33 protein-coding genes are annotated in these 22959 nt (G+C 64.8%); 11 read left to right on the top strand and 22 right to left on the bottom strand.

Translation table 11 applies throughout. From position 1 onward, the window contains the following. Positions 1 to 36: 36 nt before the first annotated feature. Positions 37 to 831: a JAB domain-containing protein gene (locus tag SGRAN_RS21400; RefSeq protein WP_404950430.1), complete on the top strand. Its 795-nt coding sequence runs from the start codon at positions 37 to 39 to the stop codon at positions 829 to 831. On the opposite strand, the gene SGRAN_RS00315 is transcribed toward SGRAN_RS21400, so the two are convergent. The 13 genes from SGRAN_RS00315 to SGRAN_RS22455 all read right to left on the bottom strand — a co-directional run bounded on the left by SGRAN_RS00315 (position 807) and on the right by SGRAN_RS22455 (position 10099). Next, positions 807 to 1247 carry a ribbon-helix-helix protein, CopG family gene (locus tag SGRAN_RS00315; RefSeq protein WP_053555705.1) on the bottom strand — a complete coding sequence of 147 codons (441 nt, stop codon included), beginning with the start codon at positions 1245 to 1247 and terminating at the stop codon, positions 807 to 809. The genes SGRAN_RS21400 and SGRAN_RS00315 overlap by 25 nt on opposite strands. Beyond that, a complete protein-coding gene (locus tag SGRAN_RS00310; protein ID WP_067179716.1) occupies positions 1244 to 3292 on the bottom strand; it encodes a conjugal transfer protein TraG in 2049 nt (682 codons plus the stop codon). Before SGRAN_RS00310 ends, SGRAN_RS00315 begins: the two co-directional genes overlap by 4 nt. 28 nt (positions 3293 to 3320) lie before the next feature. Then, positions 3321 to 5066 (bottom strand): relaxase/mobilization nuclease domain-containing protein, encoded by a 1746-nt coding sequence (locus tag SGRAN_RS00305; protein ID WP_067179712.1) that lies wholly within the window; start codon positions 5064 to 5066, stop codon positions 3321 to 3323. Between the two features lie 231 nt (positions 5067 to 5297). Beyond that, positions 5298 to 6047 carry a lytic transglycosylase domain-containing protein gene (locus SGRAN_RS00300; protein ID WP_082737022.1) on the bottom strand — a complete coding sequence of 250 codons (750 nt, stop codon included), beginning with the start codon at positions 6045 to 6047 and terminating at the stop codon, positions 5298 to 5300. A 3-nt stretch (positions 6048 to 6050) separates the two neighbouring features. Continuing rightward, positions 6051 to 6383: a DUF736 domain-containing protein gene (locus SGRAN_RS00295; protein WP_067179709.1), complete on the bottom strand. Its 333-nt coding sequence runs from the start codon at positions 6381 to 6383 to the stop codon at positions 6051 to 6053. 5 nt (positions 6384 to 6388) lie between these two features. Next, complete coding sequence (locus SGRAN_RS00290; protein WP_067179705.1) at positions 6389 to 6958, bottom strand: S26 family signal peptidase; 570 nt, start codon at positions 6956 to 6958, stop codon at positions 6389 to 6391. After that, positions 6955 to 7464 carry a DUF2840 domain-containing protein gene (locus SGRAN_RS00285; protein ID WP_067179701.1) on the bottom strand — a complete coding sequence of 170 codons (510 nt, stop codon included), beginning with the start codon at positions 7462 to 7464 and terminating at the stop codon, positions 6955 to 6957. Before SGRAN_RS00285 ends, SGRAN_RS00290 begins: the two co-directional genes overlap by 4 nt. Beyond that, a complete protein-coding gene (locus SGRAN_RS00280) occupies positions 7461 to 7712 on the bottom strand; it encodes a helix-turn-helix transcriptional regulator (protein ID WP_053555711.1) in 252 nt (83 codons plus the stop codon). The genes SGRAN_RS00285 and SGRAN_RS00280 overlap by 4 nt, the downstream gene beginning before the upstream one ends. A gap of 98 nt (positions 7713 to 7810) precedes the next feature. After that, positions 7811 to 8344, bottom strand: coding sequence for a DUF2285 domain-containing protein (locus SGRAN_RS00275; protein WP_231728227.1), 534 nt, complete (start codon positions 8342 to 8344; stop codon positions 7811 to 7813). Continuing rightward, positions 8316 to 8621 carry a transcriptional regulator domain-containing protein gene (locus SGRAN_RS22755; RefSeq protein WP_058818149.1) on the bottom strand — a complete coding sequence of 102 codons (306 nt, stop codon included), beginning with the start codon at positions 8619 to 8621 and terminating at the stop codon, positions 8316 to 8318. Before SGRAN_RS22755 ends, SGRAN_RS00275 begins: the two co-directional genes overlap by 29 nt. 113 nt (positions 8622 to 8734) lie before the next feature. After that, the gene (locus SGRAN_RS00265; protein WP_058818212.1) at positions 8735 to 9049 is read right to left on the bottom strand and encodes a DUF736 domain-containing protein; all 315 of its coding nucleotides are present in this window, start codon (positions 9047 to 9049) and stop codon (positions 8735 to 8737) included. Between the two features lie 321 nt (positions 9050 to 9370). After that, positions 9371 to 9811, bottom strand: coding sequence for a hypothetical protein (locus tag SGRAN_RS00260; RefSeq protein ID WP_148650762.1), 441 nt, complete (start codon positions 9809 to 9811; stop codon positions 9371 to 9373). Positions 9812 to 9934: 123 nt separating this feature from the next. Then, entirely contained in the window at positions 9935 to 10099 is a 165-nt protein-coding gene (locus tag SGRAN_RS22455; protein WP_172709593.1) for a hypothetical protein, read from the bottom strand. 339 nt (positions 10100 to 10438) lie between these two features. On the opposite strand from SGRAN_RS22455, the gene SGRAN_RS00255 reads away from it, so the two are divergent. Beyond that, positions 10439 to 10789 carry a helix-turn-helix domain-containing protein gene (locus tag SGRAN_RS00255; RefSeq protein WP_058818151.1) on the top strand — a complete coding sequence of 117 codons (351 nt, stop codon included), beginning with the start codon at positions 10439 to 10441 and terminating at the stop codon, positions 10787 to 10789. Further along, entirely contained in the window at positions 10779 to 12053 is a 1275-nt protein-coding gene (locus tag SGRAN_RS00250) for a type II toxin-antitoxin system HipA family toxin (protein ID WP_067179693.1), read from the top strand. Before SGRAN_RS00255 ends, SGRAN_RS00250 begins: the two co-directional genes overlap by 11 nt. A gap of 75 nt (positions 12054 to 12128) precedes the next feature. On the opposite strand, the gene SGRAN_RS00245 is transcribed toward SGRAN_RS00250, so the two are convergent. After that, a complete protein-coding gene (locus SGRAN_RS00245) occupies positions 12129 to 12449 on the bottom strand; it encodes a DUF736 domain-containing protein (RefSeq protein WP_067179691.1) in 321 nt (106 codons plus the stop codon). A 347-nt stretch (positions 12450 to 12796) separates the two neighbouring features. On the opposite strand from SGRAN_RS00245, the gene SGRAN_RS00240 reads away from it, so the two are divergent. The 3 genes from SGRAN_RS00240 (at position 12797) to dmeF (ending at position 14422) form a co-directional block, all read left to right on the top strand. Then, the gene (locus SGRAN_RS00240; protein WP_067179688.1) at positions 12797 to 13048 is read left to right on the top strand and encodes a DUF7662 domain-containing protein; all 252 of its coding nucleotides are present in this window, start codon (positions 12797 to 12799) and stop codon (positions 13046 to 13048) included. A gap of 119 nt (positions 13049 to 13167) precedes the next feature. Further along, positions 13168 to 13440 carry a metal/formaldehyde-sensitive transcriptional repressor gene (locus tag SGRAN_RS21390; protein ID WP_082737021.1) on the top strand — a complete coding sequence of 91 codons (273 nt, stop codon included), beginning with the start codon at positions 13168 to 13170 and terminating at the stop codon, positions 13438 to 13440. A gap of 10 nt (positions 13441 to 13450) precedes the next feature. Continuing rightward, entirely contained in the window at positions 13451 to 14422 is a 972-nt protein-coding gene (gene dmeF / locus SGRAN_RS00230) for a CDF family Co(II)/Ni(II) efflux transporter DmeF (protein WP_067179682.1), read from the top strand. 125 nt (positions 14423 to 14547) lie between these two features. Here dmeF and SGRAN_RS00225 read toward each other — a convergent pair whose 3' ends face one another. Together SGRAN_RS00225 and SGRAN_RS00220 are read right to left on the bottom strand one after the other, a co-directional pair. Then, complete coding sequence (locus SGRAN_RS00225; RefSeq protein ID WP_210434185.1) at positions 14548 to 14778, bottom strand: hypothetical protein; 231 nt, start codon at positions 14776 to 14778, stop codon at positions 14548 to 14550. A gap of 279 nt (positions 14779 to 15057) precedes the next feature. Then, positions 15058 to 15702 (bottom strand): alpha/beta hydrolase, encoded by a 645-nt coding sequence (locus SGRAN_RS00220; protein WP_237234040.1) that lies wholly within the window; start codon positions 15700 to 15702, stop codon positions 15058 to 15060. 109 nt (positions 15703 to 15811) lie between these two features. On the opposite strand from SGRAN_RS00220, the gene SGRAN_RS00215 reads away from it, so the two are divergent. Then, complete coding sequence (locus SGRAN_RS00215) at positions 15812 to 16126, top strand: hypothetical protein (protein ID WP_067179677.1); 315 nt, start codon at positions 15812 to 15814, stop codon at positions 16124 to 16126. A gap of 77 nt (positions 16127 to 16203) precedes the next feature. On the opposite strand, the gene dcd is transcribed toward SGRAN_RS00215, so the two are convergent. The 6 genes from dcd to SGRAN_RS00185 are packed head-to-tail and all read right to left on the bottom strand — an operon-like array spanning position 16204 to position 20185. Next, positions 16204 to 16830, bottom strand: coding sequence for a dCTP deaminase (gene dcd, locus SGRAN_RS00210; RefSeq protein ID WP_053555724.1), 627 nt, complete (start codon positions 16828 to 16830; stop codon positions 16204 to 16206). Then, positions 16823 to 17974 (bottom strand): hypothetical protein, encoded by a 1152-nt coding sequence (locus SGRAN_RS00205; RefSeq protein WP_144423620.1) that lies wholly within the window; start codon positions 17972 to 17974, stop codon positions 16823 to 16825. Before SGRAN_RS00205 ends, dcd begins: the two co-directional genes overlap by 8 nt. A 31-nt stretch (positions 17975 to 18005) precedes the next feature. Next, on the bottom strand, positions 18006 to 18503 hold the full coding sequence (locus SGRAN_RS00200; protein ID WP_148650761.1) for a hypothetical protein: 498 nt from the start codon (positions 18501 to 18503) through the stop codon (positions 18006 to 18008). A 42-nt stretch (positions 18504 to 18545) separates the two neighbouring features. After that, positions 18546 to 18896: a hypothetical protein gene (locus tag SGRAN_RS00195; RefSeq protein ID WP_053555727.1), complete on the bottom strand. Its 351-nt coding sequence runs from the start codon at positions 18894 to 18896 to the stop codon at positions 18546 to 18548. 3 nt (positions 18897 to 18899) lie between these two features. Continuing rightward, a complete protein-coding gene (locus SGRAN_RS00190) occupies positions 18900 to 19823 on the bottom strand; it encodes an ImmA/IrrE family metallo-endopeptidase (protein WP_067179674.1) in 924 nt (307 codons plus the stop codon). Beyond that, positions 19823 to 20185 carry a helix-turn-helix domain-containing protein gene (locus tag SGRAN_RS00185; RefSeq protein ID WP_053555729.1) on the bottom strand — a complete coding sequence of 121 codons (363 nt, stop codon included), beginning with the start codon at positions 20183 to 20185 and terminating at the stop codon, positions 19823 to 19825. The genes SGRAN_RS00190 and SGRAN_RS00185 overlap by 1 nt, the downstream gene beginning before the upstream one ends. 152 nt (positions 20186 to 20337) lie before the next feature. Here SGRAN_RS00185 and SGRAN_RS00180 point away from each other — a divergent pair, with 152 nt between their 5' ends. Genes SGRAN_RS00180 through SGRAN_RS00165 form a run of 4 tightly spaced genes read left to right on the top strand, consistent with a single transcriptional unit; the run spans position 20338 to position 22914 of the window. After that, positions 20338 to 20751, top strand: a complete 414-nt coding sequence (locus SGRAN_RS00180) for a multiubiquitin domain-containing protein (RefSeq protein ID WP_053555730.1) — start codon at positions 20338 to 20340, stop codon at positions 20749 to 20751. A 5-nt stretch (positions 20752 to 20756) separates the two neighbouring features. Then, positions 20757 to 21140 (top strand): E2/UBC family protein, encoded by a 384-nt coding sequence (locus SGRAN_RS00175; RefSeq protein ID WP_053555731.1) that lies wholly within the window; start codon positions 20757 to 20759, stop codon positions 21138 to 21140. A gap of 14 nt (positions 21141 to 21154) precedes the next feature. Beyond that, complete coding sequence (locus SGRAN_RS00170) at positions 21155 to 22531, top strand: ThiF family adenylyltransferase (protein ID WP_067179671.1); 1377 nt, start codon at positions 21155 to 21157, stop codon at positions 22529 to 22531. Beyond that, positions 22528 to 22914 carry a DUF6527 family protein gene (locus tag SGRAN_RS00165; protein WP_053555733.1) on the top strand — a complete coding sequence of 129 codons (387 nt, stop codon included), beginning with the start codon at positions 22528 to 22530 and terminating at the stop codon, positions 22912 to 22914. The genes SGRAN_RS00170 and SGRAN_RS00165 overlap by 4 nt, the downstream gene beginning before the upstream one ends. The last annotated feature ends 45 nt before the right edge of the window (positions 22915 to 22959 follow it).

Here is a 22959-nt window from a genome sequence, read left to right as displayed (position 1 = left end):
GCGCGCGAGGCCGGCCTCGAAGCCATACGCGCCGAATTGCTCGGTCGCGTTATCGAACCCTCCAGCCCGAAATTGATCGAATATCTCAAGACCTCGATGGGCGCGCTGCCCGAGGAAATTCTTCGCGTGCTGTTTCTGGACGCGTCGCGCCGGCTCGTCGCCGACGAGCAAATGCAGCATGGCTCGGTTCGGCAGCTGGCACTTTATCCCCGCACGATTTTTCGGCGCGCGCTCGAACTGGACGCGGCGGCTATCTTGCTGGTCCATAATCATCCAAGCGGTGACCCGACCCCGAGCGACAGCGACATTCGCGTCACCGAACTCCTGCGCGACATCGGCCGGGCGCTCGACGTCGAACTCATCGACCATATTATCGTCACCCAGCGCGAACACCATAGGCTGGCCGCCGGCAAAACTCCTCCGAGGGGAAGACCGGGACCGCCGTTGACCCTCGGGGACGGACATCGCGACCGCATCGAGACAGAGAAGGGAGTTACCGACCTCGCACTCGCCAATGCGCGCCGGACCTTGCGCCGGCGGTTGCTGCGCAAGCAGCTTCTGGGCAATGACGAGTTGTTCGGCGAGCCGGCGTGGGACATGCTCATCGACCTCTTCATTCATGAAGGCGAGGCGAAACCGGTGTCGACGAGTAGCCTCGGCATCGCTTCGGGGCTTGGGATGAGCAGCGCGCTGAGATTGGTCCAGCGGCTCTGCGAGGCCGAGCTTCTGGTCCGCACGTCCGATCCCGCCGACGGACGGCGAAATTTCATCCGTCTGGCGCCCGAAGTCGCGCACCGGCTCACCGCCTATTTCGCGGCCGGCGAGGAATGAGTGCCGGACGGCCTGCCCGGCGACACTTCCTCCTGAAATTTCGGCCCGAGTTCCATCCGGCGCGCAAGCGTGTCGACGAAAGCCTCCCACCGCTTCTTGCCGGTGGCCTGGGCCGCCTGCAGCGCCGCATCGGGGAGCGGCGGATTGTTCGTCAGCCAGGATCTGATGAACAGCGCGGCGGTCTCGTTCGACAGCTCGATATGCCATTCGAGCCGCTCGATCTGCCGCGACAGGCGGTCGAGGCGCCGGGCGAGCACCGCCTCGAGCCGCTCCTCCTGATCGGGTGTGAGCAAGGATGCGAGCGCGGCTTCGACGATATCGGTTCGCGTCATGCGCCGGCTGCGCGCCCGTTCGTCGAGCTCGCGGCAAAGCGCGGCATCGAGGCGGAAGGTCCGTTTGACCGCGGGCCTTTTCACAGGTCGATTCCATCGCCCGGATCGAGCGATGCGATACGGGCATTGCGCTGCATCGCCCGGTCCATGGCGCGCCGGTCGCGCGCCGCGTTGCTCCCTTTGCCGCCGCGGTCGAAATCGAACTCGTTGACCTCGGGCACGGGTTCGGATGCCACATTCTCATGGTCGGCGAGGCCCGGCTCCCGCCGGATCCCCGAATTGGCCCCCTCTTCCGCGGTTGCGCCCGCCTCGGCTGGCGCCCCCGTCTTCGCGTCGCCGTCCTCGGCTGGCGGTGCCCGGCGTCCGTCAGGCCCGGGTCCGGGAAGCAGAAGGACGGGCGCCGGTTCCCCGGACCGCGGCGTCCAGTCGTCGTCCGCCCGTCTCGGCGTCCGGGCAGGCGGTGGCGGTGCGAGAATGCGGCTCGTGAACCGGGGGTCGACATAATAGCGTGCCTTCGAAGCCCGGATCGGCGGCACCCCGGCGGCCATGACGATCTGCTCGCCTGGCGGCAGTTGCATCACCTCGCCCGGGGTGAGCAAGGCGCGGGCGGTTTCGGTGCGCGAGACCATGAGATGACCGAGCCAGGGCGACAGGCGGTGGCCGGCATAATTTTTCATCGCGCGCATTTCGGTCGCAGTCCCGAGCGCATCGGAAATGCGCTTGGCGGTCCGCTCGTCGTTGGTCGCGAAACTCACCCGCACATGGCAATTGTCGAGGATCGCATTGTTCTGACCATAGGCTTTTTCGATCTGGTTGAGCGACTGGGCGATCAGGAAAGCCTTGATGCCGTACCCCGCCATGAAGGCGAGCGCGCTTTCGAAGAAATCGAGGCGGCCCAGCGCCGGAAATTCATCGAGCATCAGGAGCAGGCGCCGCGGCCGCGCGCCGGGATTGAGTTCCTCGGTGAGCCGCCGCCCGATCTGGTTGAGGATGAGGCGGATCAGCGGCTTGGTGCGGCTGATGTCGCCGGGCGGCACGACGAGATAGAGCGAGGTCGGACGATCCCCCGCCATCAGATCGGCAATCCGCCATTCGGAGCGGCCCGTCACCGCCGCGATGACGGGATCGCGATAGAGGCCGAGGAAGGACATGGCGGTCGAAAGCACGCCCGAGCGTTCATTGTCCGATTTGTTGAGCAGCTCCTGCGCGGCCGCGGCGACGACGGGATGCACGCCCTTGTCCCCCAGATGCCGGGTCGTCTGCATGCGGCGCAGCGTCGAGACGATCGGTCGCCGCGGATCGGAGAGAAAGGCTGCCACGCCGGCGAGCGACTTGTCTTCCTCGGCGTATAGCACATGCAGGATAGCGCCGACGAGCAGGGCATGGCTCGTCTTCTCCCAATGGTTGCGCTTCTCGAGGCTCCCCTCGGGGTCGACGAGCACGTCGGCGACATTCTGGACATCGCGCACTTCCCATTCGCCGCGGCGCACTTCGAGCAGGGGGTTATAGGCTGAGGATTTGGCGTTGGTGGGATCGAAGAGCAGCACGCGGCCATGCAGCCCGCGAAAGCCCGCTGTCAGCTGCCAATTCTCGCCCTTGATGTCATGGACGATGCAGCTTCCCGGCCAGGTGAGCAAAGTGGGCACGACGAGCCCCACGCCCTTGCCCGACCGCGTCGGCGCGAAGCAGAGAATATGTTCGGCGCCATCGTGGCGCAGATAGGCTTTGCCGAACCGGCCGAGCACAACCCCTTCGCCCCCGAGCATCCCGGCGGCGCGGATTTCGCGCCGGCCTGCCCAGCGCGCCGAACCATAGGTCTCGGCCTTTTGCCGTTCGCGGGCGCGCCATACCGACATGGCGATCGCGACGATGATAGCGGCGAACCCGCCCGACGCCGCGATCAGCGCGCCCTTGTAGAAGATCGGCGGCGCATAGGCGTCGAAGGCGAACCACCACCAGAAGAAGGCCGGCGGCAGATAGACGGGATAATCGCCTACGAGGAACCAGGGTTCGCCGAGCTCGGGCTGGAAGGCGAGCGCCGCCGCCGTCCATTGTGTCGCGCCCCAGACCGCCAACAGGACGATCAGAAACACAGCTGCAATCTGGCCCCAGAGAATCCTGTCATTCACGCTCGCCTCCCATGATGGATGCCCGGCCTCACAGCCCGATGCTCCTGCCGCGCCCGAGCGCCCAGTCGACGGTGCCGCCCGGCGTCATCGTTCCGGTGACATGCTGGCCAAGATGCTTGTCGAGCGCCGGGCGCCAAGGAACGAGCTGGAAACCGAGCCCGTCGTCGATCATCGCGAAACGGCCCGAGGACAAAGTGACGCGCTCGCGGTAGATGCCGCTCACATAGTCATTCGACCCCGAAGGTCTGTGCGCGAGGCCGGTGCGCTCGGCGATCGAGCGGGACGCCGCGTCGAGGTCGCGCGCGTTCAAGGTCTCGATGAGACCCTGCGCGAGAATGACGCGCTGCCCCTGGCGGCTCGCCAATCCCTGCTCGGCGAGGTGGCGCGACCGCGCATCCATCGCATCGCGAATTTCGCGTCCGAAGCCTTGATGGCTCGCCGCCGGCTCGCGGGCGACGAGTTGACGGTCGAGCCAGGTCGCGCCGGGCGCCGTCACCTGCGCATCGAGCGGCAGGTCCGATCGCGTCACGAGCGACTGCCGCATCTGCCCCTTCGCGTCCGCCCAGGATCGGAGCTCGACGATGGCCCCGGGCCGCGCGTCGCCGGTCAACTCCATGTCGCCGAACCGCAGATGATGCGTGCGCCCATCGGCGCCATCGACAATCGCATAGGCGCTGCCGGCGAGTTCGTCGTGAAGCCCGCGATCGACGAGGCGGCCAGTGACCGGATCGGTCGGCACCTCGTCGTGGAGAGCAAGCGCCGACGGATCGAAGCGGCCGCCATCGCGGGTTAATGCGCGGTGCATGGTCTTGATGATGTCGCCGCGAACCGAGAGGTCGCGCAGCACGGCTTCGGCATCGCCGCGCATGACCCAGATGCCGGACTCGATCTGCTCGGCAAGACCGAGCACCTCGAGCTTCGCTGCCCGGCCGAGCAACTGCCGATGAAGATGCCCGTCGGCCTGACCGTCCGGCCGAAGATTGATCTCGCCTGCCCCCTCGGCCGCCATCCGCTCCAGCGTTCGGTCGAGACTCGTCCAGCGCTCGGCCTCGATCTCGCGCGCCAGCGCATCGGCGATGTCGCGCGCGCTGCGCGGTCCGAGTTCGAGAGTGGCGAGATCCTCGGCGCGCCAGCGCAGCCCTTCGCTCATATAGCCGCGATCGACGACAAGATCCTGGCCGTCGTCCGCGACGCCGCGCACGAGGATATGGATGTGCGGATTGTCGGTGTTCCAGTGATCGACCGCGATCCAGTCGAGGCGCGTCTCGAGATCCTTTGCCATGTCGGCCATGAGGTCGCGGGTGAAGCGCCTGAGGTCGCCGATCTCCCCGGCATCTTCCGGACTGACGATGAAACGGAAATGATGACGATCATCCTCGCAGCGCGATGCGAAGTCGGCGCGGTCAGCGCTGTCGCCCTGCGCGTCGAACATCGAGGCGTCGCGCCCGTCGCGAGTGACGCCATCGCGTTCGAGATATTGGATATGGCGAGCGAGCGGCGCCGAGCGGAAGCGCTGGCCCTTGTGGCGCACGATTCGCGCCTTGATCACGACGCGGCGGCCGTCGGCGCGAAAGCGCGCCCGCGCGAGCGCGCGGCGGCCGCGGCCATGATGCCCGGTGCCGCCGCCGGACGCCGGCGGGCGGCGCGCGAAACCCTTGCGCGCCATGGAGCGGCGCACCTGCCCGGCGAGACTCCGCCCCCGCCGCGACGCCCCGGCCCCGCGGTCCCGCACCCTTCCCGGCCGGATCTTGAACTCACCGTCGTCACCGCTCACGGCAGGCCTGCCATATTCCAAGCCGCTGAATTTTCTTCATAATATTCGCCGTCATATGGCCGAGCAATTGCGAGCCATATGAATTTCCCGCTGATTTGTGCCCCTTTTCGACCAAGCGGCTGGCAGCCCTTTTATCTCGCCATACTTCCCTTCCATCCCAGCCAATCCCGCCCCTCCTTGTCGGCTTTACCCCACAAGGCGCAGACGAACGCGGCGGAGCGAGCGAGGCCATCATCGACGGTCCTGACCGGAAAGCGGGACGAAGAGCGGGTGCCGCCCGGCGCCAGTGGCTGGCGCGGCGGCCGTCGGACTATCCGGCAGACTGTTCGAGTCCGACACGGCCGGCGCGCGATCTTCGACGACAGAGGCATTGTCGCCCCGTGCGGCAAAGAGCGTCGATCGCTGCCATCCCGGCGCGGCCGAAGGCGGCGCGGCGGCGCGCGAAGCAATGCCGGAAGCGCCAAGCTCGGGCGCGATCCGCGCGACATAGGCGCGCGTTTCGGCAGGCAGTCCGCGCCGTCCGGACGCAAAAGCGTCGGCGCGGCCCGGCCCCGCATTATAGGCCGCGAGCATCAGCGGCACATCGCGGTAGCGATCCCACATCGCGCGCAGATAAGCGGCACCTGCAAGGATGTTCGAGCGCACATCGAACGGGTCCGCACCGAGGCCGTGGCGCGCCGACAACATCGCCCAGGTTGCGGGCATGATCTGCATCAGCCCCATCGCGCCGGCCTGCGAGACGGCGCGCGCGTTGCCCCGGCTTTCGGCGTGCATGACGCGCCAGATCCAGCGTTCGGGGATGCCGAAACGCTGCGACGCCTCGGCAACCGATGCCGCATAGGGATGATCATCGGCGCGCACCGCCGACGCGGCGATGGCAGCGGATGCGCCGCCGAGCGCCGCGCCGAGTGCGCAGCCGATCGCCGCGCAGCGTAGCGCGAGCGCAATGGCGGTGCAGGACGATCGCAGCCCGTATGCCATGGCCTAGCTCCGCTCGCGCGCCGACGGGCGCGACCAGAGCAGATGATGTTCGCCATCCTTTTGCGACGCGCGAAGCAGGTTTGCGCGCAGCGGAACCGCGAAGGCGGGGTCGTCGATCTGCACGGCGATGAACGCTCCGGCGCGCTCGCCGGTGCGGTTCCAGCCCGCACCGATCTCGATTCCGCTTGCAGCGTCGCCGAGGAGCAGCCGCCATTCGGGGGCATTTTCAGCCGCCGACGGCTGCGCTCGAACGATGGTGATCGCGGCATCGCAGGTGAGCGTGTGCAGGCGGCCGGCATAGCCGTCGCCGCACACTTCGAAAGTTCCGATGAGCATCGATATCACTCCATTTCGCTACGGGGAAAAGCAAGATCGCGGCCCGAAGGGCGCCAGCGCAGCGGCGTGCCCGGGGCGTCGCGGGTCAGGATCGGGTGCGCCGTTCCGAGCAGGCCGGTGGTCGGAAGCGGCCCGAAATATCGTCCGTCGAGACTGTCCCGCGCTGTATTGATCAGGAAGATCTCGCGGGGCTGCACGATGCGGCAGCCGAGCCAGGCCGGCAGCGGCCGGCCGGCCCGGTCGCGCGCCAGCGCGCGGGCGACGGCCCGGCCATCGACGGTCACGAAGACGCCCGAGCGACAGACGCGCGCGCCGGGGAGCGCGGCAACGCGTTTCAGAAGCGGCACACCGCGAGGCAGGTAATTACGCCGCGCCATGTAGGCGGCGAGATCAGCCGGCGGCGCAATCGCGACCCAATCGCCGACCACGGGCGCGGCGCCGGGATCGATGCGATACAGACCGGCCGGCGCGCTTTGGCTCGCATTCCACAGCAGGCGCGGCGCCGGCGCGAGCCCGGCTGAAAGACCGAGCAATGTCAGGGCCGCAGCGGCGATAGGGAGGTAGCGGCGGTTCATGCTTCGATCGCCCGGCGGCGCAGCCATGCCGCATGGCGCTCGGCACTATAGGGACGAAAAGGCATCCCGGCCGCGAGGCGATCGGCGACATGACGCCAGTGATCGGGCGACGCATCGCACGGATCGACCCCGGCGGCCTCGACCGCATCGACCGCTTCGAGCACCCGCGAAACCTTCGGCCAGCTCTCGATGTGCAGCAGAATTTCGCCGCCGGGCCGGACGAACGGCAGCGCCGTATGAGGCTCGCCGACAGCGACCGCGGTGACGATCTGGATACTCGAGTGGATGGTGCCGAAGTCGTTCGAGGACCAGCGCAGATAGGCGAAGGTCGCTCCCGGACGAAACATGACGATGCGCTTGCGGCGGCTGACGATCCGCTCGGCGGCGACGCGGCCAAAGCGGATCCACTGCTCGGTGCGGCCTTCGATCCAGGTCAGTTCGACCTCGGTCAGCGGCGGCTGCGCCGCTGCCGTGCTCGCCGCCGCGATGCGATCGCGCGGCATCATCGGCGCACCGGCCGCGCCGGATGGACGGTTCCCTTGCCCGGATCGGAGGTCGAAGAGCGCCGGCCGATCTCAGCCCAGGCGTCGAGATCCTCGATCCCATAGACGACGCGTCCGCCAAGCTTGCGATAGGCGGGCCCGGTCCCGTAGCAGCGATGCTTCTCGAGGGTGCGGGCCGACAGCCCGAGATGCAGGGCGGCATCGGGCGTTCTGAGATAGCGCGGGCCAAGGGCGGGCAAGGGGGGATTCATTCGCGTGCTCCTTCCAGCCGCCGGGCCGAAAAAAGCCGGTGCGGCGGGTCGTGGAGCGTGGTGGCGCGAAGATGAGCGAGAGCCGGAGCGGCTAAAATTCAGGGCAATTTTTGTCGCCCCGCAGGGCCGGCGAGCAGCGCCCGATAACCGCCCTGCATCAGACCGCGTGCTTCCTCGATCAACCGCTGCGTTCGCCTTCGTTCGGACGAGGACTTCCATTCGGCGCCGCGGCCGACCGACAGGCGTGGATAGATGATGAGGCGCGCGACATCATGAGAGGTGACGCCGGCGCCGCCCGGTTCCTGGAGGAGATCGAGAATGGCGAGCATCATGCCGAGGCGGCGCGCCTGATAGGCGGTCGGCAAGAAGCCGGCAGGCGGCGGGCCGGGCCCATCGCCGAGCCACCGATCGAACCGCACAGCCGCCTCGTGGCGCAGGCCGACCAACGAATCGCGCAGGATCAGGTTCGCAAGCGGGACGCCGGGCCTGTCGGTGCGGAGCCACAGGCGGTGCCAGGCCCGGTCGTCGGCGAAGACGAAGTGCCGGCCATCTTCCAGGCGGCGATCGGCGACGACAAGATGGGACGGCGGAACCGCAAAGGCGTCAGCCGCCGGGCATCCCGGCGGCGCCACGTCGAGGATGTTGGTGTAACCGCAGATCGCCGCCGACCAGAGCGCAGGACTTTCGCGCGCCGAGCGGAACGGCGGACATGGGAAAGCAAAGACCCCAACGCCGGGCCATCGCCTCCCGCGCGGCAATATCGCCGCGGCGCCCGCCGGTCATAACGCAGTCATAGTCGCGGACATAAGCAGGGTTGCGGCGCAGAAATTCCTGCGCGAAGCCCGGAAAATCGAGCAGCGCCCGCTGCGTCACCTGTAATCCGGCCGTGCCTGCCACCGTCACCTCCATTGGGATGACGGCAGCATCGCGATCGGAGGATATCGGCCTATTCCAACATCGCGGAAGGCCGATCCCCAGAAATGGGTATCCCGCCCGGCTGCTGCCGGGCGGGATAGGGGGGCTCAATCGCCGCGGCGGGCCTGGCGGTTCCAGACCAGATCATGTTCCTCGCCTTCGCCGGCGAAGAGCTGGGCGAAGATGGGGGCGGCAAATGTCGGATCGTCGAGCTTGACCGACAGATAGGGGCGCTTGTCCTGCGACTTCTTTTCCCAGGCGGCGCCGACTTCGGCCTCGCCGATGAAGACGCGGTGGCTGGGGGCGTTGCCGCTCGGATTGTCTTCCGGAACGATGCGAACCAATTTCGCTTGCACCGAGAGAGTGACGATCTGTCCCCGATACTCGCCGGAAACCTTCTTGAACGTGCCGATCCTGGCCATGATGCTTGTCCTTTCCTTGGCTCGGGCCGCACCAGCGCGGCCTCGATGCGCATCGGTGGTCAGCAAGGGGCCGGTGCCGCAGCCGTCAGGCCCGCAGCGCAGCGGAGGACGGCCGTGGTCCGTCTTTCTTGTCTCGCGAGGAACGGCGGCACGCCGGGGGAAGAAAGTCGGTCAGGGCCGTTGCGGCGTTCCGGACCAGCGCAGCGGCTTGCTGACAGATGGCGCATTCCGAGAGGCCGTGCTGGTGCGGCCAGCAACCGGGAAGCGCAGAATGGCCAGGCCCTCCGCGACGAAGAAACACCGGCGGGTCCGGATATTGCGCTATCGAACGGTCGGCTCATCTCGCATCGCGCCCATCGACGACCGGTCCGCCGCCAGCGACCGCCAACTCGCGCAGGCCGCCGCAACCCCGACAAGAATCGCGAGACAAGTTCGCCAACCGCCGTCGATACCGAGAAGGTCCGCCAGCGCCGTTCCCGCTCCCAAGCCCGCAGCACCCGCCGGGCCCATGAAAAGCAATCCGATCAGGAGCCGGATACTTGCCGAGGTGGTTCGAGCGAACAGCCACCGCCCCGCCAGATGGAACCCGATGCCGGTAAGCAGTCCCATCGCAAGTGCTGCGGCCCATCCATTGCCTTGATCGCGAAGGAGGAGGAAGGCGCAAAGGCCGAGGCAGACGGGCAAGGCCAAGAACGCCAGCCGGAACAGCAGCCCGGTCAGATAGAGTGCGGCGATACCGCCGAGGATGATCATCAGCGTCATGGGCGTCGCCCCGCCGGGCGCGCCGACCGCGACGTCGACGGCGTGATATGCCCGCCTGTCCCCACAGCAATCGAGCCAGGACAGAGCCGCGAGCGGCGCTGCCCCGGACCGGGATGGATGCGATCAGCGGCCGAAGGGGTCATATTCGCACACGATCATGTCGGGATCGCCGTCGAACTCGTCGAGCGGCATCACCGAATAGCCTTTGACGGTTTCGATGAGGACGATGATGGTCATCATCGTGCGGGCAAGGTTCCAGCCGAGCGATTGGGCAGTGGAAAGCGGCATGGGTCAAGCTCCTGTCGTTGGGAGCGGGCCATTCCCGCTCGACAGTCGCCCCGCCGGTCGGGGACAGGCCGCAATCACCGCGAGCGAAGCTGCGGCCGCACGCGGAGCGTAGCGGACCCTTTACGGGTTGATTGAAGGAGGCCTGGCTTCGCACCCAGGGATCAGCGGCATTCGAGCGGGATGGCCCGCACCCGCGGCGGGGCCATCCCACACCTGCGAACCCATGCTGGAAATTGATAAATGACTTACAAGAACGTCATAATATGGATTATGGCTTACATGTAAGGCAAAACTTGACTTTTGCGACGATTACGACCAAGGAAACCGAAAGGATGGTCGATGGCCGACGAGACGACAAAAAAGATCCCACGCAGCTATTCGCGCTACACCCGCGAGGCTGTGCGCCTGCTGGGCGGGCTCATTCGCGCCCGGCGGATCGAACGGCGGCTGAGCGTTGAAGACCTCGCGACGCGCAGCGGCGTGTCGCGCGACATGATGCGCCGTATCGAGCAGGGTGACCCGCGCTGCGCCATCGGCCTCGTCTTCGAGGCGGCAGCGATCGTCGGGGTCGCGCTGTTCGACAGCGACCGGGACCGTCTCGCTGGACATCTCGCCGAGCAGGAAACGAAGTTGCGCCTGCTTCCCAAGGCCGTTCACAAGCCGCGATCCGAGGTGAAGGATGACTTCTGACGTCGCGTCTGCCGGCGAAGCCTTCGTCTGGATATGGCTGCCCGGGGCAACCGAGCCAGTCATCGCGGGCAGGCTCGCGCACGACCGCGATGGCCGCCTCACCTTCAACTATGGCCAAAGCTATCTGGCCCGCGGAGATGCCATCGCGATCTACGAGCCCGAATTGCCGCTGCGCGCCGGCCTGATCGAGGCAGCGAGCAAGATGCAGTTGCCAAGCGCGATCCGCGATGGATCGCCCGACGCGTGGGGCCGGCGCGTCATCATCAACCGGATCGGCGGGCGCGACGAAGGCGAGCTGGCTCCAGCCGAGCTGGACGAGTTGACCTATCTCCTCGAATCCGGCTCCGACCGCATCGGCATGCTCGATTTCCAGGCGTCGGCCACCGATTATGTACCGCGCCAGCGGCAGAATGCGACGCTCGCCGAACTGATGGAGTCGGCCGAGCGCGTCGAGCAAGGCGTGCCGCTCACGCCCGAACTCGACCAGGCGCTGCAACATGGCACATCGCTTGGCGGCGCGCGCCCCAAGGCGCTGATCGACGATGGCGCACGAAAATATATCGCCAAATTTTCGGCGGCAGCCGATATCTATAATGTCGTGAAAGCCGAATATGTCGCGATGCGCCTCGCCGCGCGCGCGGGCCTCAATGTCGCGCCGGTCAAGCTTGCGCGCGCGCTCGGCAAGGATGTGTTGCTCGTCGAGCGCTTCGACCGCGCACCCAAGGAGGACGATTGGACCCGGCGCGGCGTGGTGTCGGCGCTCACCCTCCTTGCCCTCGACGAGACCGAGGCGCGCTATGCGAGCTATGAGGATCTCGCGACCGTGATACGTCACCGGTTCGTCGATCCCGCAGCGACGCTCGCCGAACTTTACGCGCGCATCATATTCAACATTCTGTGCGGAAACACCGACGATCATGCGCGCAACCATGCCGCCTTCTGGGACGGCGGGACGCTGGAGCTTACGCCCGCCTATGACATCTGCCCGCAAGGCCGCACCGGCGGCGAGGCGACGCAGGCGATGCTCATCCTCGGCAACCGGCGGTTCAGCCAATTGTCGCTGTGTCTCGAGGCCGCACCCGTCTTTCACCTCGACGATGCGCGCGCGCGCGCCATCATCGCGGGTCAGCAGGCCGCGATCGAGGCCCATTGGGATGCGGTGTGCGACGAAGCAGCGCTCGGCGGCGCCGAGCGCGCGTTCCTGTGGCGGCGGCAGTTCCTCAACCCGTTCGCCTTCGAGGGTTTTGCAGCCGCGCCGAACTGACTGAGATCCCTGCGCACAAGATGCGCCGGTGCAAAGCCGACCGGCCCCGCTCGAAAGCGGGGCCGGTACGGGCTATCACGACGGCGGGTTCCAGATGATGACCTTCTTCATCGGATCGTCGCCCGGCGCATTGGCGATATTGCCGTAGATGGTGCCGAACTCGGGTGCCGAAAGCGATACCGACACATATTCGGCGCCGGTGTTCTGCGAGAAGCGTTTCCAGCCGGCACCGAGCTCGAAGCCGTTCTTGCGGCTGACGATGCGGTAATCGGGTTCGCTGTCCTTGGCTTTGCGACCATTCGGGACGATCGCGATCGGCGCGGTGACGTTGAGGGTGGCGAGCGAGCCTTCGAAGCTGCCGTCCGCCTTGACGGTGAGATTTGCGATGGTGGCCATGATAAAGTCTCCTGGATTGATCGGGACCATCCCGATGGCGCTTGCACGAGGGGCCGGGAGCCGCCGTCACCGGAACATCGTGACGGGGAACCCCGAATGGGGTTGACGGCCGGAGGCGATCCGAGGCCCACAGAAAAGCGCCCTAGAGGGGTGGACGATCGACCGGGGAGACTTGCTGCCGCCGTCATTCATCGGCTATTGGACAAAGGCACTTGTGGCACCGCGCGCCACCTGTCTTTCCGCGACGACGATCCGCTGCCAGGTCGGTAGCGCCTTGAAAGCGGCAGGCGCGTTTAAGGGGTCAGAGCTTGTCCTGACCCATTGTTGCCGGGATTGGGGATGCCGCCATGGGCAAATATGATGCGCTTGGGGCCTTTTTGCGAAGGTGGAAAGTCCGCAACGACGCCCCTGGTGTCGAACTGAGCTTTGCCCAGATCGAGAGCATCGTCCGCGGCTTGTTGCCGCGCGCTGCGGCCGACCCGCAATGGTGGTGCATGACCGAGCAGGCCGAGCCTCCCCACCGACGGGCTTGGCGCGAAGCGGGCTTCGATGCGATCGCCGACATGGCGGCGGAGCGTGTCTATTTCCAGCGGCGATAAGGCTCAGTCCGGAGCCTGACCTCGAACGATACCACATCCGGCCAGGTTCTGGCCTTTGTCTCAGCCCATCCAAACTGACATCTTGTCCTCGGTGCAATTATACCCTACCCCGCTATGCTATGGGCCATCTGAAAGATAATACCGAGCTTGTCGCGAGAGTCAGGCGCATCGCCGGACAAGTGACCTCTGTCGAGAAGGCGCTGGTATCCGACGCGCCATGCGCGACGGTTCTTCATCGCGTCGCCGCTGTTCGCGGCGCGGTGAATGGGCTGCTGGACGAAATCATCGCCCAGCACCTCACCGCACACGTTGCTGCGGATGGGCTTTCCCACGAGGAGCGAGCGGCTGGCGCAGACGACCTGCTTGCCGTCATCCGTCGATATTCCAAATAGGCGAGACCGTATGACTGCTTCGACAAACGCCGAATATCCGGCACATGATCACGTCTTTTTGGGCGCAGCCCATGATCGAAACGCCCAGCGAACGCTCTGGGTAGTCGGCCTTACGGCCGTGATGATGATCGCCGAAATCATTGCCGGTTACGTCACCGGCTCGATGGCCCTTCTCGCCGATGGCTTCCACATGGCGACCCATGCCGGTGCTCTCGGCCTTGCGGCGGCCGCCTATAGCTATGCCAAAAAACACCGCAATAATCCCAAATTCAGTTTCGGCACCGGCAAGGTTGGCGACCTGACCGGCTTCGCATCGGCGCTGATCCTCGGCATTTTCGCGCTCGGTATCGCGAGCGAATCCGTCACCCGATTGATCGACCCGGTGCGCGTCGATTTCGGCAATGCCGCGCTGGTTGCGGTACTGGGCCTCCTGGTCAACATCGTGAGCGCGCTGCTGCTGATGGGAGGTTCCGATCATCATCATCACCACCACCACCATCATCACGAACATGCGCACGCTGAGGGCGATCATCATCCCGATCATCACCACAGTCACGGCCACGATAATAATCTCCGCTCGGCCTATATGCATGTCCTTGCCGACGCACTGACGTCGGTTCTCGCGATCGCGGCCCTTCTCGCAGGGCGCTATCTTGGTCTCCATTGGATGGACCCTGCGATGGGGATCGTCGGCGCTGTCGTGATCGCTCGCTGGTCCTGGTCCTTGATGCGCGACACGGCCGCCGTTCTGCTCGATCGAACCAATGAGCGAATGGATAAGGCGATCCGCTACCGGGTGGGAAAATTCGGAGATGTTTGTCTGACGGACCTTCATGTATGGCGTGTGGGGCCGGAGGCCTATGCGTCGATCGTTGAAGTCGAGGGCGCGATCGATTCAGCCGCTCTGCGGCGCGAACTGATCCATATCCGCGGGATCGCCCATCTCACGATCGGGGTGCATGAATCCCGGCAAAGCGCATGAGGTCGTCGGCAGGACAGTCGAAGGAAGCGCGATCCCTGGCGCTTCGCTTGTCAACTCTGGGGCGCGCAGTTACACGCGGACGCATGCCGAAGCCGCGTTCCTCTCTGCCGGACCGTTTTATCCTGTCACTCTGCGCTTTGCTCATGGCGCTCTATGCGGCCACGATTCCTGCCAAGGCAGCGAATTAACTTCAGCATGCGCCGTCCTTCATGATGGCGCACGATGATAAGGACGCCGCCGACGTCTCCGTCGATGTCATTCATGACAGTGTCGATCATCATGCCGTTCATCATGACGATGCGCCCGATGGCGACGAGGAACCGGGCGACCCCGCCTCGGGCGGCCACCATCATCATGGCGACAACGGCCCCAATCTGCTCGTTCCCCATGCGGCAATGGCGCCGACGAATAGGTCGCCGCCGGAATCGCAGCGGCTCTCGCTGTTCTCTCCTTGTTCTCCCTCGCCGCTTTCCCGAGTTACCTTTCCGACGCATGGCCGAACGCGAGCTATAGCCCGGCTGGAAAGCGTCGCCTGCATTAAGCTCATCGAAGACTACCTCATCCGGACGCCCCCTAAAGGTAGCGTTGGCCGAACTGAGACGGCCCGGTTTGAGTCTCGGACCGCGAAAAGCGGACTAGCGAGCGAAGGCCTCCGCCACGAAATCGCGGCCGAGGCGAAGTCCGACGGGATCGACGGTATGCGCCACGCCGTAGGAGACGTGCGTCGTGACGTCGACGCCGAGACGCTTGAGCTCGCTCTCCGACATGTGCAGCGCGGCGATCGGAACCACGGGATCGGCTGTGCCATGCACCAATAGAACGGGCGGCTTTGGGAGTTCTCCGTGGCTCAACCCGAGCGTCCCTGCCAACATGCCGGAATAGCCCACGACGGCAGCCACCGCCCGCGGTCGCCGCAGCGCGACATGCAGTGCCATCATCGTCCCTTGGCTGAAGCCGACGATGGCGAGGTCGGCCTCGCTCAGGCCATATTGCGCGAGCTTGCGGTCGATGAAGGCGTCGATCGCCGGTGCGGCCGAGGCGCCGCCCGCAGCGAGGACGGACGGCGCGAAGCCGGAAAGCCCCCACCATTGATAGCCCGCCCCCATCGTGCCGCAGCGCTGCGGCGCGTGCGGGGCAAGAAACAAGGTGTCGGGCAGAGCCTCTTGCCACTGCGGCGCCAGCGAGATCATGTCCGTCCCGCTCGACCCGAAGCCGTGCAGCAGCAGGACGAGCTTCTTCGGGGCGCCCCCCGACCGGGGCTGCAAACTTGCTCCATTCACGATCTTCAAAGCTCTGCCTCTTTCATGTCTGCCCAAAGCTATTTGGGCATGGGCAGCCAACCCGGCAACCACGCCACCCGAAAGCGAGCTTTTATGATATTGTCCCGGAATGAAGACTGGCCTGGAACGAGTCGCCCGTGCGCTTTGCGAGCTGGATGCCAACCCACCCGACGCGACGATGGACGGCAAGCCGCTTTGGCAGGATTATCTACCCGAGGCTTGGGCTGCAATCATGGCGGTGCGCGAACCAGACCCCGCTATGATCGGCGCTGGCACCCGTAGAGCGGCCGAGGGCATGGGCGATGACATCGGCGGGATTTATCGCGCCATGATCGATGCCGCGATGGAGGGACAACCCAACGCGCCGCCGAGCGGAGCGGAGCGTAGCGGCGCCATCACTTGCGGCCGGTTGGAGACAGTCTGATTCTCGGAGTAAAGCTTGAATAGCGGACGCTAACTAACGAATTGAACCCAACGCACACCAACGCATACTCGCCCACCCTAGGCCCCGTCGGGCCGGGAGTCGACGAGCCGCATGAAGGTCTCATCCGCTTTCGGCGGGGACAGCATCGGCTTCCTGCGGCCGGAGAAGCGGTCAGGCTCGCGCTCTTCACCCGCCTGAGTGCGGTGCAGGAATATCTGGCAGATCGGCATGCCGGGATAGATTTCCAAAGGGACCTCGCCGACATTGGCAAGCTCGAGGGTCAGGCAACCGGAAAACTGCGGATGGATGCCAGCCGCCGTTTCGATCACCAGACCGTGGCGGCCCAGCGAGGATTTTCCGGTGACATAGCCCGACAGGCTCGCAGGCAAGCGCAGCCATTCGAGCGTCACTCCCAGCACGAAACGTCCGGGGTGCAGAACATAGTTCGACCCGAAGGGCACAAAATGTTGCTTGGTTCGCGACGTTTCCGATGGTTCGTCAGAGTCGCGCGGAATGCGGCCGACGAGTGAGACTGACGGCGTGCGGGTTTGCTTGAACGAACGAAACCACCGGCCGAGGCGCAAATCAATCGAGGTTTCACCCTTGCGAAGGAGCTCGTCGCGCTCAGGCCAGGGCACGACGGTCAGCCGCTCCTCTTTGGTCTGATGTTCAAGAGCCCCGACGATCTCGGCAGCGCTAAGCATGGGCTTCGACCCTCAGCTTGAATTCGGACACTTCGACCGACTTGAGCATCAGCTCGTTCAGGATCTTGTATTCGGCAATGTCCTGATCGAGCGACAGACCGCCACGCTCGCGCAGCAGGAGCCAGCCCGCGGTCACGATTTCAGGCAAGGTTGCACCCTCGCCATCCGGAACATGCTGTCGCAGCGATGCCAGCACGCGATCGGTTGCATCGGCCGTCGGCGGAGTGATGCCGTGATCTGCCAGAATATTGAACGTGATCGCGCGCAGGGCCGGATAGATTTTTGCAACCGCCGCATCGGCAAGCCTGATCACCGCACCGTCGGCGAACTTCAGCGGGATCGAGTCCCCCCAAGCCTCGAAAAGATCGGCTTCCGGAGCGATCCCTAGCTTTTCCGCCGCCTCGATGAGATAGCGCACCCGATCGAGACTCGACGGATAATAAGCGGAACGCATGCCCCATCCCGGTGCGAGAAAGTATTCATAGGCGTAGAGAAAGGACCGGCCGAAAATGAACAGGCCGAATAGGTCGCAGAAGATTTCTTCGAGCTGCTTGATAGCTGACCGCAGCACCGCGTCGCGCAGCTTCGCGAGCGCGACGCCGTCAACGCCGAGCTCGTTGGAAACTAAACTTGTTTCGGCAGGCATATCGTCGAGCGTCTGGGCGATCGCAGCCACTAGATCCGCCATGAGCTGGTCCTTGAGCTGCTTGCTCCGCCACGCCGAGTGACCGATCTCATGGCCAGCGAGAGGAACGATCAGGACATTGTCCGATTCCGGTGCCGGACCACCGACGAGCGCGAAGCCGGGCAGCCAGTCGAGGGTCATAGGGTAAGTGAAGGGGACGAACTTCCATTCGGATGACATGATCAAGCGTGCGTCAGGGCTGACCGCCGTTTCGACGAGGCGCTTGAGCGGAAAGTGCATCTCGAACGCGTTGCGCACGTTCGTAGAGCGCAAAATGAAGCCGAGGATATCGGTGTATCGCGATACCATGAGGCTGGTTTGCGCACATGCCTCGTTGACGCTAGCCTCGCTCGCTTCAGGCGTCAACCGCTCCAGCACTTCGCGAAGCTCGAGCGAATATCCCTTGATGAAAGTTAGGGCATCCTTGCCGTCCAAATGGGCGAAATCGGATGTACCCAACTCCGCGATCTGATCGATGAAGGCCCTCAGTCTACGACGGGCGGATGCCAGCCGAAGTGTCTTCGCTGAGGGGAGACCGCTCGTGGATGTCAAAGCCATCTTCTCCCGCCAGTTCCTGGATCAGCTCTTGATGCAGCGCTATGCAGACCGGCAGGAGCGATGCGGCTGCATCGACTTGGCCTTGGGCGACCGCGCTCAGCTGCTGGCTGACCGTCTTCATATATTCCTGGATATTCTCGACTTCGCCGTCGGGTGCGCTCGAGGCCATGCGGTACAGTCGCTCGAACGACTCATAATAGCCGGGTTCGACGAAGCGGAACTGGAGGGTGCAGGCGCTCGGCTCCGAATTCTGTCGGAGTGCGGTCGCGAGGTTGGTGAAGACGTCGGGGTTGCTGTCCAGCCCGGCATTCATCCGCTCAAGCTCGACGATCGATCGCAGGGCCAGATTGGAGAGACTATATTTCGAAAAGGATACAAGGCTTTGCTGCATGACCGAGGAGCCCCTTTCTCCAGTTGGTCGGCCTACCATGCTCTGATCTCGCACGACCGTTCTTACAGCATAGTAAATGACTCAAACTGAGTCAAATTGACTTAGATCCATACTGACGGCTAGCCAGCGTTCGGCAAGTTCCGCGCGGAATATTATTGCCGCGGCGCGGCTTGGTTTCAGATCACGCGCGATCGCATGCGCCTTGAACGCTGCCTTGGTTTCGGGATCGGACTGATGCGCGACGATTTTCTTCTTTCCTTGGCCGCCAAGGTCGCGGTCGTGGAGCGGTCGAAGCGCGGCAAGCCGCTCGCGTCTGAGTTCCCGGACAATCAACAGATTGGCAAGCGCCGTAACATCGAGCCGAAGTTCAGCGGCATATTGCTGGAACGCGCTCGCCTCATCGTCCGAAAGATAGCCGAGAATCTGTGCCATGGCCTAGAAGAGCGAGAGGCTGTGCTGGGCCGGGAGATAGACCCGGCGCTGAAGCGTGGCAACGGAGTGCAGAAGCACGAGCGTCTGGTGGCGGCTTCGAAAGGATTCCGCGATGAATTCCTGACGTTCGCCATTGGCGTCGAGAAAGCTCACCGTCCGCGGGCGTGTCATCCGGCGATCGGGGATCAGCCGGGCGAAGGCTTCCCGCGAGCGGATTTCCCGCGGCCAGGCCATCGCGGGAAAGCGCGCTTCGAACGACGGCGACGCGACGACGCGACGCAGGCTGCTGACCGATTGCCCGAAGGCTTCCTCGATCGGCGGATTGAAGATCAGGACCGCGCAGACGCGGTCGCTCGCCATCACATATCGCCGGGCCGTGGCATAGACCGAGGCGCCATAACGCTTCGCAAGCTGCAGCGGCGCCGCCATGCCGAACGTCAGGTCGCCTGCTTCCTCGGCGAAGATGTCCATCTGGAACAGGACTTCGGAGGCGAAGACATTGGCCTCGCGTTCGAACTGCGCCTTGATGAACGGATCGAGCGTCATCCGGCAATCTTCGAACAGGCCGAAGATGCTCTGCCATTCGAGCAGGGCGTGGCCGCCCTCGTGGAGTTTCAGGAAGGGAAGCTTGGCGTCCGGCGTTTCGGGGTCGATAAAGGCGATTCGCGACCGTGGGTCGAAAACACCCCATGCTTTCGACAGCGCAGTGAGCAGCGCCTTGCCGGCATTTTCCGCCTTGCGGCGAAGTTTCGCGAGATAGCCCTCGTCGATCGCCAGCGGGACCATTTCGATCCGGGCTGCGGCCATGATGTCGTCGACGGGCGTGGGAAAGATGCCGAGAGCGCCGCCGTCCCGCAAGGCGCGGTCGGCGGCGGCCCGGATGGCGACGAGCTGTTCGTACGAAACGCTACAGTCGTCTGCCAGCATTATTTCTTCTGACGTCGCAGAAAGCCGAGGAAAGCCAGAAGCTGGTCTTCCTCGTCGGAGGTCAATTCACCCAGTACGGACGTGGCCATTCTGTTGAGCGGTTCTTCCGCCTCGGTCAGGAACCCTGCCCGCTTCATGATTTCGTGATAATCGAGCTTATAGGCATTCGAAAGCCGGTGCAGCATCATCGCCGACGGCTTGTCGATATTCCCATTCTCCAACTGGCTGAGATAGCCGTTCGAGACGGTGCCGTCCGTCAAGCGCTCGACTTCCCGGAGCGAGAGGCCGCGCGATTGGCGCACTTTCTTCAGAAACCCCCCGAGATCAGTTCCCTCCTCATCGATTGTCCTTTCATCGGTCATAAATCACCCATCCTAGTTTTTGGGGACCACGAAACTAGGCGCAGGTGCTAAATTTGTCAAGCACATCTTAGCCCCCTTGACAACTTAGCACTGCTTCGCCAATTTAGCACCACAGCCGCCGCTGTTGGCCAGCTGAGTAGAAGGATCTGTTTATGGATACCCACAACCACCCCCGCGATCGCAAGGACGACGATCCCGAGATCGTGATCATCAACAACCGCACCGGCGCGGATGTCGACGTCGAGATCAAGCACGAGAAGGGTCACGACATCGTCATCGTCGATATCGTCGATGTCGAGGAATGCGGCCGCGCCAACCAGCCGCCGCCGCACGCGCACCGCTACAAGGTGAAGATCGACCACATCTACCACGTGTTCGATCGCCGCTTCGTCACCGGCCGCGAAATCCTCGTCGCGGGCGGCAAGACGCCGATCGAGAAGTACGAACTCGAGAAGCGTCTCCACGGCGGCCACTATGTCTCGATCGGCGTCGACGAAAAGGTCGACCTCGGCGAGTGCGGCATCGAGGTCTTCGAGACCTTCCCGCTCGACGAGACCGAGGGCTGATCGCAATGCGCCGGGAGTTCAACCTCGGTCCTGACGACATCCGGGTGCTCGAAACACTCGGATGTCCTTGGGAAACCATCGCCCAGGGCGGGGCGCGGTGGCTGCTCCTCCGGCAGCACCCCATCCCCGAAGGCTATAACGTCGCGCAGGCGGACGTCGCGATCCGTCTCGATGCTTATCCCGCCGGCATGATCGACATGGTCTATTTCAGCCCGCCGCTGAGCCGCGCCGACGGCAAGGTCATCAACAACCTCAGCGCGCTTTCGATCGACAACCGCTCGTTCCAGCAATGGTCGCGTCACTACCCGTGGCGGCAGGGGGTCGACTCGCTCTGCACCCACCTCCGCCGCGTTCGCGCCTGGCTGAAGAACGAATTCAAGAAGCGTTAGGAAGGATAAGGGTCATGCACATCTTGCGCCTGAACCAGTCGCAGCACGCGACGCTCGCAAGCCACCTCTTCGACGGCACCGGCCTCGAAGCGATCGCCGTCGGTCTGTGCGGCCGCTCCATGATCGAGGGCCGCAGCGTCTTCGTCGTTCACCGGATTGTTGAAATCCCGTCGGACGAATGCCTGCGGGCGCCGGACCGCATCACCTGGCCGACGTGCCGCCTCAAGGCGCTGCTCGCCGAGGCGCGAGCAAACAATCTGGCGATCCTCAAGATCCACTCGCATCCGGGCGGTTACCGGCAGTTCTCCTCGCAGGACGATGCCTCGGACCTCGACCTCTTCAACGCCGTGGGCCTCAAGGTTGTCGGCGAACATGTGAGCGCGATCATGCTGCCCGATGGGTCAATCTTCGGCCGCCGCGTCGGCATCGGCGGACCGCGCGGCATGCTCGACCGCGTGTCGGTCGTCGGCGACGATATCCTCATCTGGCCGGGCCGCCCGAGCCTGACGCGCGCCGACTTCGACGTTCGTCACCGGCAGATGTTCGGCGATCACACGACCGAAAGCCTCGGCTCGCTGAGCGTCGGGGTCGTCGGCGTGTCCGGCAGCGGCAGCCCGACGGTCGAGATGCTCGTCCGTCTCGGCGTCCGCCGGGTCGTGCTGATCGAGCCCGACCATGTCGAGGCCAAGAATCTCAACCGCATCTACGGCGCGACCCGCCGTCACGCGGCCGCCGAGGTCAACAAGGCGCGGATGATGAAGAACCATATCGACCGCATCGGCCTCGGCACGAAAGTGGAAATCGTCGAAGGATTCGCCGACAGCCCCGAGGCGATCGCCCGCCTCGCGACGTGCGATGTCCTGTTCGGCTGCATGGATTCGATCGAGGGCCGCGACACGCTGAACCGCATCGCGACCTTCTATACGCTGCCCTATTTCGATCTCGGCGTGCGCATCGATGCCGATGGCAGCGGCGGGGTGAACGCGGTGTCGGGGGTTGTGCACTATATTCAGCCGGGCGGCTCGAGCCTGCGCTCGCGCGGCGTCTATTCGGAGGCCGAACTGCACGCCGATGTGCTGCGCCGCACCGATCCCGATTTCTACGAGGATCAGGTCCGCCGCGGCTATGTGCGCGGCATCGTCGTCGATCGCCCCGCGGTGATCAGCATCAACACCATGGTCGCATCTATGGCCGTGAACGAGCTGCTCGCCCGCCTCCATCCGTTCCGCACTCGTCCGAACGGCGATTTCGCCATCCAGCGCATCTCGATGTCGCACGGCCGCATCATCCTGCGCCCCGACGGCGAACCCGACGCCAATCTCGCCAGCCACGTCGGGCGGGGAACGACCAACCCGCCGCTGCTGCTGCCCCGCCTCGGCCGCCCGTCGTGATACCCGGACGCAAACTGCTCTGCCGGCTCCTCGCAGCATTCGGCGCGGTCCGCTGGAAGATCGGCGGCTGGCGCCGCCCCGCGATCGTGAAACGGGAGGTCGGCGACGTGCCGTCCCGGCTCGCGCGCAACATCCTCTATGTCCGCCGCGGCGCCGATGGTCCGGCCTTCGGTTACCTCGCCTGCCCTTGCGGCTGCGGCGAAACGCTGCACCTTCGTTTTCTCGGCAAGCGCTTTCCGCGTTGGACGCTGGAGACTGACGGAAAAGGACGCGTGTCGCTTCGCCCGTCGGTGTGGCGAACGACTGGGTGTGCGAGCCACTTCTTCGTAACCGCCGGGCAAGTTCGCTGGTGTGCGCCGGGATCCTACCGGGCGTTCGACTAAAAACGGGCGCGTTGCTGACGGGGCTTCGAAATGCTCGAACGGCAG

The sequence above is a fragment of the Sphingopyxis granuli genome, assembly GCF_001559015.1.
Lineage (GTDB): Bacteria > Pseudomonadota > Alphaproteobacteria > Sphingomonadales > Sphingomonadaceae > Sphingopyxis > Sphingopyxis granuli.
Note: the sequence above shows the minus strand (reverse complement) of the source record. Positions and strands in the feature narration are given on the sequence as shown.